General features: G+C 72.0%; 14 protein-coding genes. 8 read left to right on the top strand and 6 right to left on the bottom strand.

The window, feature by feature from the left end:
* Positions 1 to 13: 13 nt before the first annotated feature.
* The gene (locus AVW09_RS01435) at positions 14 to 1489 is read right to left on the bottom strand and encodes an ABC transporter permease (RefSeq protein WP_063256317.1); all 1476 of its coding nucleotides are present in this window, start codon (positions 1487 to 1489) and stop codon (positions 14 to 16) included.
* 154 nt (positions 1490 to 1643) lie between these two features.
* On the opposite strand from AVW09_RS01435, the gene AVW09_RS01440 reads away from it, so the two are divergent.
* A complete protein-coding gene (locus AVW09_RS01440) occupies positions 1644 to 2366 on the top strand; it encodes a response regulator transcription factor (RefSeq protein WP_082822759.1) in 723 nt (240 codons plus the stop codon).
* Positions 2363 to 3838, top strand: coding sequence for a sensor histidine kinase (locus tag AVW09_RS01445; RefSeq protein WP_063256318.1), 1476 nt, complete (start codon positions 2363 to 2365; stop codon positions 3836 to 3838). Before AVW09_RS01440 ends, AVW09_RS01445 begins: the two co-directional genes overlap by 4 nt.
* A 39-nt stretch (positions 3839 to 3877) precedes the next feature.
* Here the strand turns inward: AVW09_RS01445 and AVW09_RS01450 are convergent, their stop codons facing one another.
* Positions 3878 to 4150, bottom strand: a complete 273-nt coding sequence (locus tag AVW09_RS01450; RefSeq protein ID WP_063256319.1) for a helix-turn-helix transcriptional regulator — start codon at positions 4148 to 4150, stop codon at positions 3878 to 3880.
* Between the two features lie 99 nt (positions 4151 to 4249).
* On the opposite strand from AVW09_RS01450, the gene AVW09_RS01455 reads away from it, so the two are divergent.
* The 4 genes from AVW09_RS01455 to AVW09_RS01470 are packed head-to-tail and all read left to right on the top strand — an operon-like array spanning position 4250 to position 9418.
* On the top strand, positions 4250 to 5719 hold the full coding sequence (locus AVW09_RS01455; protein WP_063256320.1) for a proton-conducting transporter transmembrane domain-containing protein: 1470 nt from the start codon (positions 4250 to 4252) through the stop codon (positions 5717 to 5719).
* Positions 5716 to 8265 (top strand): DUF2309 domain-containing protein, encoded by a 2550-nt coding sequence (locus AVW09_RS01460; protein ID WP_063256321.1) that lies wholly within the window; start codon positions 5716 to 5718, stop codon positions 8263 to 8265. The genes AVW09_RS01455 and AVW09_RS01460 overlap by 4 nt, the downstream gene beginning before the upstream one ends.
* Positions 8262 to 8585 (top strand): P-II family nitrogen regulator, encoded by a 324-nt coding sequence (locus tag AVW09_RS01465; protein WP_063256322.1) that lies wholly within the window; start codon positions 8262 to 8264, stop codon positions 8583 to 8585. Before AVW09_RS01460 ends, AVW09_RS01465 begins: the two co-directional genes overlap by 4 nt.
* Complete coding sequence (locus AVW09_RS01470; RefSeq protein ID WP_063256323.1) at positions 8582 to 9418, top strand: DUF6671 family protein; 837 nt, start codon at positions 8582 to 8584, stop codon at positions 9416 to 9418. The genes AVW09_RS01465 and AVW09_RS01470 overlap by 4 nt, the downstream gene beginning before the upstream one ends.
* Before the next feature lie 15 nt (positions 9419 to 9433).
* Here the strand turns inward: AVW09_RS01470 and AVW09_RS01475 are convergent, their stop codons facing one another.
* Positions 9434 to 10381 (bottom strand): dioxygenase family protein, encoded by a 948-nt coding sequence (locus tag AVW09_RS01475; protein WP_063256399.1) that lies wholly within the window; start codon positions 10379 to 10381, stop codon positions 9434 to 9436.
* Positions 10382 to 10562: 181 nt separating this feature from the next.
* On the opposite strand from AVW09_RS01475, the gene AVW09_RS01480 reads away from it, so the two are divergent.
* Entirely contained in the window at positions 10563 to 10994 is a 432-nt protein-coding gene (locus AVW09_RS01480; protein ID WP_063256324.1) for a VOC family protein, read from the top strand.
* On the opposite strand, the gene panB is transcribed toward AVW09_RS01480, so the two are convergent.
* Genes panB through AVW09_RS01495 form a run of 3 tightly spaced genes read right to left on the bottom strand, consistent with a single transcriptional unit; the run spans position 10991 to position 13496 of the window.
* Positions 10991 to 11851, bottom strand: a complete 861-nt coding sequence (panB, locus tag AVW09_RS01485) for a 3-methyl-2-oxobutanoate hydroxymethyltransferase (protein WP_063256325.1) — start codon at positions 11849 to 11851, stop codon at positions 10991 to 10993. The two genes, AVW09_RS01480 and panB, sit on opposite strands and share 4 nt — an antisense overlap.
* Positions 11848 to 12738 (bottom strand): pantoate--beta-alanine ligase, encoded by an 891-nt coding sequence (panC, locus tag AVW09_RS01490; RefSeq protein ID WP_063256326.1) that lies wholly within the window; start codon positions 12736 to 12738, stop codon positions 11848 to 11850. The genes panB and panC overlap by 4 nt, the downstream gene beginning before the upstream one ends.
* Positions 12735 to 13496 (bottom strand): DUF2520 domain-containing protein, encoded by a 762-nt coding sequence (locus AVW09_RS01495; RefSeq protein WP_063256327.1) that lies wholly within the window; start codon positions 13494 to 13496, stop codon positions 12735 to 12737. The genes panC and AVW09_RS01495 overlap by 4 nt, the downstream gene beginning before the upstream one ends.
* A 175-nt stretch (positions 13497 to 13671) precedes the next feature.
* Between AVW09_RS01495 and AVW09_RS01500 the strand changes: the two genes are divergently transcribed.
* The gene (locus tag AVW09_RS01500; protein WP_063256328.1) at positions 13672 to 14286 is read left to right on the top strand and encodes a hypothetical protein; all 615 of its coding nucleotides are present in this window, start codon (positions 13672 to 13674) and stop codon (positions 14284 to 14286) included.
* Positions 14287 to 14416: the final 130 nt, after the last annotated feature.

Below are 14416 nucleotides of genomic sequence, written 5' to 3' on the forward strand. Positions count from 1 at the left end.
TGAGGGATGTCGGTCAACCGACCGCTCGGAGGGCGGCGGCGGGGCTGAGGCGTGCGGCGCGCCAGCCGCCGAAGGCCCCCGCGAGCACACCGCCCAGGATCGCGATGCCGACCGCGGCGACGATGACGGTCGGGGTGAGCGGGGCGTGCAGGACGACGTCCGAGGCCTGCGCCGCCGCGCGGCCGAAGCCGCCCCCGCCGCCGTAGCCGCCGCCCCCGCCGCCGAAGCCCCCGGCCCCGCCGCGCCCTTCCGTGCCCTGCGCGGACGCGGTCACCGCGATGGTCGGGGAGATGACGTTCACGATCAGGATGCCGCCGAGCCCGAGGATGAGACCCGCGGCGCCGCCGATGAGTCCCTGCACGAGCGACTCGCCCGCGACCTGGCCGACGACGCGGCCGTTGGACCAGCCGATGGCCTTCAACGTGCCGAACTCGCGGGTGCGGCGGGCGACGCCCGACAGGGTGAAGAGCACCGCGAGGGCGACGGCGACGGCGAGCACGACGATCGACAGCCACGTGCCGAGGTTGGTGATGAGCGACGACGCGCTGGACAGCGAGCCGGAGACGGTCGAGGCGAGCTGCGACTCCGAGCTCACGGTGGCGTTGGGCAGCGCGGCGGTCAGCTCGCTCTGCACCGTGCCGATGGCATCCGATGAGGTGGCCTGCACGTACACGGTCGACACGACGTCGCCCGCGCCCGACAGCGTCTGCGCCACGTCGAGGGGGAGGTAGACATTGGCGGCGGTGTCGGCGGTCGCCGCGGCCGAGGTGACGATGCCGACGATCTGCATCGACGTACCCCCGACATCGATCGTCCCGCCCACGGCGAGGCTCTTGCTCGCGGCGTAGGTCGCGTCGAGGACGGCGACGTCGGTGCCCGCGTCCGAGGCGGACAGCGCGCGGCCCTCGGAGACGGTCACGGCCGAGAGCGGCCCGACCGTGGCGGCGGGGTCGACGCCGAGCACGCTGAAGGCGTCGACGTTGAAGTTGCTCCCGCCGTTCCCGCCCGGGCCCCCGCCGGTGCGCTCGCCGGGCTGACCGGACTGCCCACCCGACTCGGTGGCACTGCGGTCGGGGATCTGCCCCGAGAAGGTGGTGTTCGTCAGCGACAGTGCGCCGGTCGCCGAGGCGACGCCGTCGAGTCCCGCGACCGTCGCCACCGTCGAGGCGTCGAGCGTCTGGCGTCGGAAGTCGGTGATCAGCCGCGATTGGCTGAGGGAGGTCGTTCCGTCCTGGCTGGAGCCGGCGTCGGCGCCGAAGTCGAAGCGCGGCCCGGTGCCCGACCCGGGTTCGCTCTGGGCTCCGGTCACCGTGAGGTCCGTGCCCACGCCGTAGACCGACGCGAGGGCCTCCGACTGCGCGTCGCGGACGCCCGCCGAGAGCGCGTTGACCACGATCACGAGGGCGATCGCGACGGCGAGGCCGACCGCCACGATGACGGTCTGTCGTTTGCGGCCGCCGAGTTCGCGCCGCAGGTACGTCCAGTACATGGTTCTCCTTCCGGGCGCGGGGTGCGGCCGTGGCCCCGAAGCTAGGGACGGCACCCTCACCGATTCCTCACCGTTGCTATGAAGCGGTTATGGGGGGCGCCGGGAGAAGCCGGAAGGGATGCCGAGCGGCTCCGGACACGGCATGCTGAGGCACATGCCCGCTTCCCGCCCGCCGCTGACCCGTCCCGACGGCACGCCCATCCGCGCGCTCGTCGTCGACGACGAGCTGAACCTCGGCGAGCTGCTGCGCATGGCGATGAGCAACGAGGGATGGGATGCGCGCGCGACCACCGACGCCCGGGCGGCGCTTGACGTCATCCGCGATTTCGCCCCCGACCTGCTCGTCCTCGATGTCATGATGCCCGGCATCGACGGCGTCGAGCTGCTCACCCGCGTCCGCGCTGCCGGGAACGACGTCCCCGTCCTGTTCTTGACGGCGAAGGATGCCGTGGAGGACCGCATCGCGGGGATCGCCGCGGGCGGAGACGACTACGTCACGAAGCCCTTCAACCTCGAGGAGGTCATCCTCCGCCTGCGCGGGATGGCCCGGCGGCACGTCGCCGCGGCGGCGATCGCCGATACCGTGCTGCGCGTCGGGGATCTCGCGCTCGACGAGGACGCGTACGAGGTTGAGCGGGGTGGCATCCCGATCAAGCTCACGGCGAAGGAGTTCGAGCTGCTGCGCTACCTCATGCAGAACGCGCGCCGCGTGGTGAGCAAGGCGCAGATCCTCGACATCGTGTGGGGGTACGACTTCGGCGGCGACAGCGGCGTCGTCGAGATCTACATCTCCTACCTGCGGCGGAAGATCGACGCGGGCCGGGAGCCTCTCATCCACACCGTGCGCGGGGTCGGCTACACGATCAAGCCGTCATGACCCGCCGCCCTCCGACGCTGCAGCGCGTGCTCGTCCTCGGGGCGAGCGGGCTCGTCGTGCTCGCGATCGTCGTGATGGCCGTTGCGACCCTCACGGCGCTCCGCGCGTTCGTGTACGACCGCCTCGACGAGCAGGTGACCTCGGCGCTGCAGTTCGCGGCGCAGCGCGACGGTGGGACGCCGGGAAGGACGGAGCCCACCCCGGCCCCCGATTCCGTCGCGCCGAGCGGGCGGCCGGCGCCGCGGGCGGGATCGTTGCAGGCGGTGGTCGGGAGCGACGGCACGCCGCGGGTCTCGGGGTACGTCGCCGCCGATGGCAGCGAGATCGAGCTCAGCGACGCGCAGGTGTCAGTGTTGACTGGCGCGGTGCGGCCCGGAGAGGCCCCGATCACGGTAGACCTCGGCGGTGACCTGGGCTCCTTCCGGGTGGTCGCCCGCTCGCTCTCGAGCGGGATCACGGTCTACGCGGGCCTCTCGCTCGCGGATGTCGACGCGACCACGCGCGCGCTGACCGCGATCCTCGTCGCGGTCGGTGCGGTGACGCTGATCGTCGCGGTGGCGGGTCTGTCGCTCTTCGTCCGCCGGAGCCTGCGTCCGCTGGAGCGCGTCGCGGGTGTGGCGCAGCGCGTCTCGGAGCGTTCCCTCGAACGCGGTGACGTCGACATCCCGGATCGAGTGGATGCCGCCGACACCGACGTCCGCACCGAGGTGGGCCGCGTCGGCGCCTCGCTCAACGACCTGCTCGGGCGGGTGCAGACCGCGCTCTCCGCGCGCGAACACAGCGAGAGCGAGCTGCGCCGGTTCATCGCGGATGCCAGTCACGAACTGCGTACACCCCTCGCGAGCGTCCGCGGCTACGCGCAGCTGTCACTCGCGGACACCGATCCGATGACGGCATCCCAGCGCCGTTCGCTCGAGCGCATCGAGTCCGAAGCCCGACGGATGGGGGCGCTCGTCGAGGACCTGCTGCTCCTCGCGCGCCTCGACGCGGGGCAGGGTCTGCGAGACGACGACGTCGAGCTGCCGCTCCTCGCGGTGGATGCCGTGAGCGACGCGCAGGCCGTCGACCGCGACCGGGAGTGGCGTCTCGAGATCGCCGCGGACGCCCCGCTCACCGTCCCCGGCGACGAGGACCGGCTGCGCCAGGTCATCGCCAACCTGCTGCGGAACGCTCACACCCACACCCCGCCCGGCACGGTGGTCACGACATCGGTGTTCCCCGACGGAGGGCACGTCGTCCTGCGGGTGTCCGACACCGGGCCGGGGATCGAGACGGCGGTCGTGGACCGCCTGTTCGAGCGGTTCGCGCGCGGCGACGAATCGCGCAACCGCGACGCGGGGAGCACGGGCCTCGGGCTGTCGATCGCACAGGCGATCGTCCTCGCGCACGGGGGAACGATCACGGTCGAGAGCCGCCCGGGAGAGACGACGTTCGAGGTGCTTCTGCCCGCGGCGAGGGAGGTCTGGGGCTGACGCATCGGACGCGCGGCGCTGTCTCGCCGCAGGCCCGCCTCAGCCGCGGAGTGCCCGCAGGAGTTCCCCGACCGGGTGATTGCTCTCGAGGGGATGCCGCAGCGGGAGGTCTTCGACGCAGTCGTAGCGATTGCGGCGGCCCTCCTTGGTCCGGCGCAGATAGCCGGAGTCGACGAGGTCGGTGAGGATCCCTTGGGCGGTGCGCTCGGTGATACCGACAGCGTCTGCGATCTCGCGCACCCGGGCGCCCGGATCGCGCGCCACGTAGATGAGCACGTGGGCGTGATTCGTGAGGAACGTCCACTGGCCCATCGGAACATCATAGCTGCACATTACGACAGGAGACGTGATACGGGTATTCAACTACCGGTGATTTGACACCTGTTTTTAAATGCAGGTAACGTCCCTCGCATGTCGATCTTCTCGCTCCTCACCGTGGTCGCGTTGCTGATCGCCGCCGTGGCGGCCCTCGTCCCGCGAGCCGGGTCTCGACGCACCGACGGGTTCGCGGCGGTGTGGCCGACGGGCGCGGCCACGATCCTGGCCGCTGCCGGTCTGTCCCGCGCGATCGCCGAGCGCCTCGACCTGGCGGGAGCGGTGGTCATGGTGCTCGTGGTCGCCCTCACGCTCGTCGTCCAGGTCTTCGCCGACCGTCACCTGCGCGGTGACCCACGGGCACGGGTGTTCTTCGCGCTCTCGGCCCTCGTCGCGGCGGGGTCGACGGTTGCGGTGTCGGCCGACTCGGTGGTGCTCCTGGCGGCGGGATGGAGCACGGCGACGTTCACCATGCTGGTGCTGATCGGAACCGGGGGCCGCGGGCCGCAGACGCGGGCGGCCGTTCGCCGTGCCGCGGTCGCTCTCGCGACCGGCGACCTCGCTCTGTGGGCGGCGGTCGCGGTCGTCCTCGCGACGACGGGGTCGGCTGGGTTCGAGAACCTCACGGCGTTGACCGGCGCCCCGGCCGTTGCAACCGGCGTCCTCGTCGCCCTGGCCGCGATCGCCCGCGCGGGATCCTTCCCGCTGCATCGCTGGCTCGCCGCCACGGCCGCCACCACGACACCCGCATCCGCCCTGCTGCACGCCGGATTCGTCAACGCGGGGGCGATCCTCGTCCTGCGCTTCGCCGAGGTCCCTTCGATCGCGGGGCCGTGGATCGTCGCCGTCGCGGGCGCGGTCACGATGCTCTGCGCCTCGGTGGCGATGCTCACCCGCCCCGACGTGAAGGGGCGGCTCGTGCAGTCCACGGCCGCGCAGATGGGGTTCATGCTTCTCGCCTGCGGTCTCGGCGCCTACGGTGTCGCTCTGGTGCACGTGCTCGGCCACGCGCTCTTCAAGGCGAGCCTCTTCCTCGGCGCAGGGTCCGCGGTCGAGCGTGCGGTCGCCGCGCGGTCGCGCGCCGCGACACCGGGATCACGCCTCGGCGCCGTCCTCGGCGCGGGGGTCGTCCTGGTCGGGGGTGGAGCGGCCATGGTCGCCGGCGGCATCCTGACCCACACTGCGGCCGTTCTCCTCCTCTTCGTGCTCGCCACCGCGGGTGTCGCGGGTGGCCGCATCGGCGCGGGCCGCGGGACCATCGGCATCCGGGCCGTTCTCGTCGCTCTCGTCGCCGTGGCAATCGTCGGATACGTGCTGCTGGTGGTCCCGACGGCGGAGGCGCTCGCCCACGCCGATGCCGCCGTCCCGCCGCTCTTCGCGATCGCGGTGTTCGTCGTCGCCGGCCTCCTCGCGATGCTCACCCGAACACACGGGCGAGCCGCAGACCGCCTGTTCGCCTTCGCCTTCGCGTGGGGAAGAGCTCCTCTGCCGTCCCCTCGCTCCGCCGCCTCCATCGCCCACCCGACCGCCGCCCGCGGTCCCCTCGAGTACGGGAGAACCTCATGACCACGACCGCACCGGCTCCGCGTCGCGCCCTCATCCGCGGATGGGTCACCGCGGCCGGGCGCGCGATCTCGCCGCACTACCCGCTCGAGACGTTCATCGCACGCAGCCCCGTCGCCGCCTACGAGCACCTTCCGCGCGAGGACGCGCTCCGCGCGATCGCCCGGGAGCACGGCATCCTGCTCACGCCCGACGAGCGGCGGTTCCGCGAACTGCACGTGCGGGGGCGCATCTCGGACGACGACCTCGCCGCAGCCCTCCGGCTCCGGGTGCCGGAGGCGCGCTCGCCGCAGTCGCTCATGGCGGACGGGCGGATCACGACGGTCGCCGAGATCCTTCTCCACGACCTGCACGTGTCGCCGCCGGCCGCCCCCGCCGGGTCGTCGATGCCGACGCCGGCCCGAGCGATCGACCCGGCCGTGCACGCGCGCGTCGACGACCTCACGGGGCGGTGGATGGCGGCCGTCCTCGGCGCACCGGCGTGGTCGGCGCCGGTGCGCCGCGACGGGATGTGGGCTTCCTGGCGGCGACTGGCCGCGCTCGACCCGACCCTTCCGCGGCAGGTGCGAGCAGGCATCCGTTCGAGTGCGCACGACCCGGCGGATGCCATCGATGCGGCGCTCGAGCGGTGGGGCGTGGACGGCGGCGGTGCGGAGCATTTCCTGCGCGCCCACGTCCTCGCCCAGCCCGGGTGGGCCGCCGTGCTGAGGACGGCGGGGGAGGGCGTCGATCTGACGTCGTTCCTCGCGATCCGGGTCACGCTCGAACGCCTGCTTCTGCCCGCCGGCGCCACCGTACCGCCCGCGCCGACACCGGCGGCGCAGGAGGACGCACGCCTCACTGCGGTGGCTCGGGCACTCGACATCGACCCGCGCGCCGCGGCGACGCGCGCACTCCTGCACCGGGTCCTGTCGCTCGTCGATGCCGTGGACCGGTTGGCGATCTGGGAGGAGGCGTACGAGCGACCCGTCGTGGCCGAACTCGCCCCGCCGACGGCGCCCGTGCTGCGCGAGATCGCGCCGTCCGCCGCGCGGCCGCTCGCGCAGGCGGTGTTCTGCATCGACCCGCGGTCGGAGGGATTCCGGCGGCACCTGGAGAGTGCGGGTGAGATCGAGACCCTCGGTTTCGCGGGGTTCTTCGCCGTGCCGCTGTCGTTCCGGCCGGCCGATGGTTCGCCGGAGATCGCCTCGTGCCCGGTGCTGCTGACCCCGCGCGTCGCGGTGACCGAGTCGTCGGTCGACCGCGCGGCCATCGCGCAGTGGCGCGGGCGCCGCGAGGCCGCGCTCGAGCGATCCGCGACCGTGCAGGCGCTCGAGAAGTCGACGGTCGCGCCGTACGCGTTCGCCGAGACCGCCGGGTGGGTGTTCGGCGCGGCCACGGTCGCACGCACCTTCGCACCGCGCGGGTGGGGGCTGCTCCGCGCCCGCTCGCGGCCGGTCGCGCCGCCCACGCACGTGGACGCCGACGTCGTCCTCACCCTTGAGGAACGGGTGCTGTACGCCGAGACGGCGCTGCGGATGATGGGACTCGTCGAGGGCTTCGCCCGGGTCGTCCTGCTGTGCGGGCACGGCGCCTCGGTCGTGAACAACCCGTACGCCTCGAGCCTGCAGTGCGGGGCGTGCGGCGGACACGAGGGAGAGCCCAACGCACGGGCCGCGGCGATGATCTTCAACGACCCGGCGACCCGCGTGGCACTGCACGCCCGGGGCATCCGCATCCCGGAGGACACGCTCTTCGTCGCCGCTCAGCACGACACCGTCACCGACGAGGTCACGGTCCTCGAACCGTGGCGGATCCCCGCGACCCACGAGAGCGCGATGTGGGAACTCCTCCGTGCGCTGGATGCCGCGCGGGAGGGCAACGTGCGGGAACGCGCCGCCGAGCTCCCGGGACCCGTCGACCCCGCGCTCGCCGTCGCCGACACGGTGCGGCGTTCGGTGGACTGGGCGGAGGCGTATCCCGAATGGGGTCTCGCCGGCAACGCGGCATTCATCGTGGGGCCGCGGGCGATCACGCGCGGACGCGATCTCGGCCGGCGCGCCTTCCTCCACAGCTACGACGCCGCCGCCGACCCGGACGGCACGGGACTGGAGACGATCCTCACCGCGCCCATGATCGTCGCGCAGTGGATCAACGCCCAGTACGCGGCATCCACGGTCGCTCCCGACCGATTCGGTGCCGGGCCGAAGCCGCTGCACAACGTCGTCGGATCGGTCGGCGTCCTGTCGGGATTCGGCGGCGACGTGCGGCTCGGCCTGCCGTGGCAGTCCGTCGGCGTCGGACGCGACCCTCGGCACGAACCGGTGCGGCTGCAGGTGTTCGTGCAGGCGCCGCTCACGCGCATCAACGAGATCGTGCAGTCGTCGGAGGTGGTGCGCAATCTCGTCGTGAACCGCTGGATCACCCTGCGCGCGCGCGAGCAGGACACCGACCGGTGGGTGCGGTTCGGCACCTACGGGTGGGAGACCGAGCCGGGTCGGGACGCTCCCGCAGAACTCGACCTGCCCGTTTCGACAGAGAACGACCGAGAGAAGGAGAACCGCTCATGAGCATGTCCGAGCTCACCCCCATGACCAAGATCGAGGTGGTCGTCCCGAGCGACGAGGTGGCCGGCATCGCCGAACTCCTCCAGTCCGTGGGAGCCACCGGGTACACCGCGATCACCGGAGTCGTCGGCGTGGGCCACCACGGGTCGCGCGGCGGACGTCTGCTGTTCAACGACCACGACGCGCTCACGCTGCTGGTGACGGTCGTGGCGCCCGAACGGGCGGACGCGATCATCGCCGGCATCCGTCCCATCCTCGACGGGGGTGCGGGCGTGATGTTCGTCTCGTCGACGGCGGTCAGCCGCCCCGACTACTTCGCGTGACGACGACCGCTGGATGCCACGACCCCTCGCCCTACGCCGAGGCCACCATCGCGGTGGGCACGCTCCACGGCAAGGAATCGGCGTTCGCCCCCGCTTTCGGGAGATGGCTGGATGCCGCGGTGCGGGCGACGACCGCGCTCGACACCGACGCCCTCGGCACGTTCACCGGAGACGTGCCGAGGGCGCTGAGCCCGATGGATGCCGCCGAGGCCAAGGCCGCGGGCGCCGCGGCCGAGCTCGGGACGCCGTTCGGGGTGGCGACGGAGGCGTCGTACGCACCCTCGCTCGGCGGCTTCGGGCCGGTCGTGCACGAGGAGCTCGTCGTCTTCGTGGACCTCGAGCGCGGTATCCGGGTTCCGCACGGTGTGCGGGCGTATGCCCGGGTCGCGGCCCCGCGCGACGTCGAGGACGAGGCTGCGGCCCGGGCGTACCTCGACCGCGTCGGGTTCCCCGGGCAGGCCGTCGTCGCGCGACTCGGGAACGAGCTGCGGAAAGGCCTGCAGGACGAACGGGTCGTTCTCGGCCTGGTGGCTCGAGGGCCGGTTCGGCTCGAGCCCGACCTCCGCGCGCACCTGAACCCGCAGCGCCGCCGCACCTTGCGCGGCGTCGCCTGGGGGATGGCAGCGCGTCTGCGCACACCCTGCCCCGCCTGCGCGTGCCCCGGCTTCGGTCCCGTCGACGTGGTGCGCGGGGTTCCGTGCGGCGGGTGCGGCACACCGACGTCGCGCGTCCGGGCCGACGTCGACGGCTGCGCGGCCTGCCCTGCCCGTCAGGAGCGACCTCGGCCCGTGACGGTCGCCGATCCTGCGACCTGCGACGTCTGCAATCCGTGAGGGCGCGGGCCCACGTCAGGACCGCGGCCCGCCGGGCGAAGACACGGCCGCCGAGGTCGTGGCATCCACCGCCACCGCGAGGGTTCCGACGTAACCGGTGCTCGCGTCGCCGACGAAGCTCGCCATCTCCAGGGCGTACCCGTCGGAGAACACGTTGTCGTTGTCGATGCTCCCGAGATCGGCGAGGTTCTCGGTCGAGCCGGAGTACGCGGAGTCGCGATAGACCGCGTCGAGCATGTCCTTCGGGAACGCCACCTGCGACGTCGCGATCTGATTCGACACGTTCGTCGCCGACGCGGCATCCGGGTACACCTCGAAATGGATGTGGGTCCAGCGTCCGCGGTAGCAGCCGGGAACGATCGTCGTGAACGTCACGCGCCCCTGCGCGTCCGCCACCTGGATGCCGCGGAGGTACGTCTCGTTCACGATCGCGTCGGAGTACATCGAGTACAACCCCTGCGCGTCGCAGTGCCAGATGTACACGGCCGCCCCGGCGTAGGCGGCGTTGCCGTTCGCGAGATCGCTCAGCGTGAAGGTGAACGTGAGGGGGACGCCATCCGCGGTCGCCCCACCGTCGAGGCTCGAGCGGATGTCGCTCCGGAGCATGCCCGAGCGCTCGAGCACGTTCACGTTCGCCGTTCCGTCGGCGGGGTAGGGGCCGTTGGTCTCCTGCGGGATCTCCTCCGTCGCGAAGCTCGCGGCGGATGCCGAGGCCGTCGGTGTCGCGCTGGCCGTGGGTGAGGGCGTCGTGGTCACAGCGGCCTCGCTCTGCGGCGTGCACGCGGCGAGGATCGTCGCTCCCGCGCCCAGGCCGACCAGGCCGAGCAGTCCGCGTCGACCGACCATCGTCCGCAGGTCGAACCCGGCGCCCTGGTCCACCACTTCGTCGTCGGGTCGGTCGAGCAAGCGCCCCTCGTACGCCGGGCCGGAGGGCGTCTGCTCGGGTTCGGGGATGCGGTTCATATCGGACTCCTGGATGCCGGTCGGTCGGGACTCCGTCATCATCGCGGCCCCGCCCTCACGGCATCCTCACCGTTCCTATGCCCTGTCTATGAGAGGTGCGGATGCGCTCACGGCCTTCTCACCGCACCCTCTCCGGTCTACGGTGAGAACGAATCGCTCCTCTCGCACGAAGGATGCCGCCGTGCCTACCTCGCTCGTCGTCTACATCTCGTTCGCCGGCCACGCCCGCGAGGCGATGACCTTCTACCAGTCGGTGTTCGGCGGTGACCTGCAGATCGCCACGTTCGCCGACTTCGGAATGCCCGACGCTCCCGCCGACGGAGTCATGCATTCGGAGCTCCGCGCCGAGGGGTTCACGGTCATGGGAGCGGATGCCTTTGGAGAACCGGCCGAGGGATGGGGGAAGAACCGCGTGCACGCGGCGTTCATGAGCGACGAGATCGATCGCGTCGCCGGGTTCTACGACCGGTTCGTCGAACAGGGCTCGGAGGTCGTGCAGGCGCTGGAGAAGCAGGTCTGGGGCGACTTCTACGGCGAGCTCATCGACCCGTGGGGCGTCGCCTGGATGTTCAACATCGCCGCTCCGGACGGCTGGGCGAAGAGCGGGAGCTAGCGGCTTCTGCCCTCGACGTACGCGCGCACGGCCGCGGCGACCTCGGCGGACGTCGGATAGACGTGCTCCGCCGCCGGGAACGCGCCCTCGCGGACCTCGCGCGCGTACGCCTCGACGGCCTCGACCATCGCGTCGCCGACCGCGGCGTACCGCTTCACGAACACCGGCGCGCGCCCCTCCGTGATCCCGAGGAGGTCGTGCTGGACGAGCACTTGGCCGTCGGCCGTGCCCGCGCCGATCCCGATCACCGGGATGCGGAGCGCCCGGCGGATCTCATCCACCACGTCGGCGGGAACGGCTTCGATGACGAGCGCGAACGCGCCGGCATCCTGAACCGCGAGAGCGTCACGCGCGACCCGGATCGCGTCGTCGGCCGTGCGGCCCTGCGCGCGGAGTCCGCCGAGCGCCGTCGCCGTCTGCGGCGTCAGGCCGACGTGGCCGACGACGGGGATGCCGGCCGCAACGATCGCCCGCAGTCGCGAGAGCCGCGCGGGATTCGCACCCTCGAGCTTGACCGCGTCGGCGCCGGCCTCCTGGACGAACCGCACCGAGGTCGCGACGGCCTGCTCATCGGTCAGCTCGGTGGTGCCGAAGGGGAGGTCGCACACGACGAGGGGCGTCTGCACGGCACGGCGGACGGCCTTGGCCAGCGTCAGCATCTCGTCGAGCGTCACCGAGGTCGTGTCCGGAAGGCCGAGGACGACCTGCGCGCCGGAGTCTCCGACCAGCACGATGTCGACGCCCGCGCGCTCGGCGACGCGTCCCGAGGGGAAGTCGTAGGCCGTGACCATGACGATCGGCGTGTCGGCGTTGGCGAGGTCGCGCAGCGAGCGCAGGGTGACTTTCGAACGCGTCATGCGTGATCGCTTCCGTTGGGGCCGAGGGGGATCCGGTCATCGAGACCCGGGACCAGCACCACGTTGTCGATGAGTCGGACCGGACCGACCCGTACCGCCAGCGCGAGGAGCGCGGGTCGCTCGACCTCCGCGATCGGCGCAAGGCTGTCGGCATCCACGACCTCGACGTACTCGGGGTTCAGGCCGGCGAGCTCGGCGCGCACCGTGTCCGTGAGGGACCGAGGATCCCGGATGCCACCGGCGAAGGCATCCTGTGCCGCTCGGAGCGACCGCGGAATCGCCGCCGCGACCGCGCGGTCGCGGGGGGAGAGGCGCGTGTTGCGGCTGGAGCGGGCGAGGCCGTCCGCGTCGCGGGAGGTGGGCAGCGTGACGATCTCGACCGGGATGCCGAGGTCCGCCACCATGCGGCGGACGACGACGACCTGCTGGGCATCCTTCGCGCCGAAGTAGGCGCGGTCGGGCTGCACCGCGAGCAGCAGCTTTGCGACGACCGTGGCGACCCCGTCGAAGTGGGAACGTCCGCGCTCGGCGCCCTCGAGCGTGCCGGTGATCGCCCCGCCCACCGACACCATGGTGGCGAAGCCGGCCGGGTACATCTCGGCGACGGAGGGCGCGAAGACCACGTCGACGCCCGCCTCCGCGGCGAGGGCGACGTCCGCCGCTTCGGTGCGCGGGTAGGCGTCGAGGTCGGCGGCTTCGCCGAACTGCGTCGGGTTCACGAAGATCGAGAGGACCACGGTGCCGTTGTCGTCGCGCGCGGCGCGCAGGAGCGAGAGGTGTCCCTCGTGGAGCGCGCCCATCGTGGGGACGAACCCCACGCCGTCCGCTCGGTGCGGGGCGAGCGCCGCGCGCAGTTCGGCGACGGTGCGGGCGATCCGCGGGCTCACGGGGCGGCCGTCGTTCCGGCGCGCTGCGTCGCGGCCAGGTCGCGCGTCGCGTCCACGAGTGCGTCGAAGAGCGCGAGGCGGTCGGGGAGTCGCTCCGCGATCGCGGCGCGCTGGCGGGCGACGGTGACGTCGTCGCCGCGCGAGACCGGTCCGGTGAGGGCGGATGCCGCCCCGCGGTCGGCCCAGTTCTCGACCGCGGCGCGCACGAGCGGAACCAGAGCGTCCCGGTCGACTCCCGCGGTCGCGGCGAGGTCTTCGGCCATGCCCTCGAGCGTGACCAGGAAGTTCGCGGCGATCGAGGCAGCCGCGTGGTACGCCGCGCGATCCTCGTCGCGTACCGTGACACCCGTCATCCTGAGCACGTCCGCGAGCGCTTCTGCGGTGGCGTGCGCCCGCGGCGTCGTACCGGCGAGGGCGGCGGTCACCCCCGCGAAGGTCGCTCCGGCGCCCGTGACGGTCATGAGCGGATGGATGCCGAATGCCTCGTGCGGCGCGAGCACGGAAAGGTCGAGCGCGCCCGACAGGTGTCCGACGAGTCGGCCGGGCGCGACGGCCCGTGCCGCGTCGGCGATCGCGGCATCCGGCACGGCCAGGAGAACGATTCCGGCATCCGCCCCGTTCTCGCCGCGGCCCGCGGGGCCGACCACGGGCACGCCCGCGTCCGACAGGGCGATCGCGAGCGCGCGGCCCATGCGACCGTCGCCGACGACGAGCACCGGCGCGTCGTGACGCAGGGCGGAGAGCGAGGAGGTCTTCATAGTGTGTGGGCGGGGCCCGCACGGGCGGCTGCGCCGGATTCCAGGGTATCGCGGCGGGGTGAGGGGAGGCTGCCGTGCGCGGAGCGGACCGCGACATCGAGGGCTGACCGTTCGCTGACCTGTTGGGGAGAGGAGCAGCCTCTAGGAAATCAGGAGGGGTGGGGCCGGATAGGGTGTGGGCACCGAGTTCGCGCCGTTGCAGCCCCTGGGGTGTTCGGGCAGGTTGGAGAGCGAGGGTGGCCGGACATTATCGAGCTCATGGGCGGAACCGTTGAGTAACTTGGCTGGCTTTGTCTTCTGTCTGGCAGGAGCATCTCTGCTGGTCTTGGCGGCGGCGATATACGCGGCTCGTGTATTCCTGGACTCCGAGACGATCGGTCAATTTCGTGAGATCCAGGGTGTGCCGTTTGCGAGCAAGCTCGACCTCGACAGGACTCCCGACGGCAAGAGATTCCTCATCGTGGCGTTGGGTGTTCTGGCAATGTCGGCGATCTTCTTCGTCCAGGCCGTCTTGGCATTTCTCGGCCTGTACGGAGGGGGGAGGGGAGCGGCGTCGATCGCGACGGCGGCAGCGACGCTCGGCTTCGTCCTGGGCGCGGTCGACTCCCTGCTCGCGTGGCTTTGCTTCCGCTTCACGCATCGCCTCTCGCTTCCGCCCACGTTCTTCACCTTCTCGCGCGAGCCGGTGCCGATCACGACACCGTCGGATGCCAAGGTCTTCTCGATCGCTTCTGGTGCGGGCGGGCTCATCTGCTTCGCTGTTGGCGTTGGTCTGGTACTGCGCTTCTGAGAGCTGCGACGGCAAGATCATGAGCGTTACCAGCGTCCATCTGAAGCGAGTGCCATGACAAGCCCTAACCCCACGTTCGTCTATGAGGTTAACGGTGCCTCGTTTGCCAACCTCCCCAACAGTCCGCGGT

The sequence above is a fragment of the Microbacterium sp. T32 genome, assembly GCF_001619615.1.
Classification (GTDB): Bacteria; Actinomycetota; Actinomycetes; order Actinomycetales; family Microbacteriaceae; genus Microbacterium.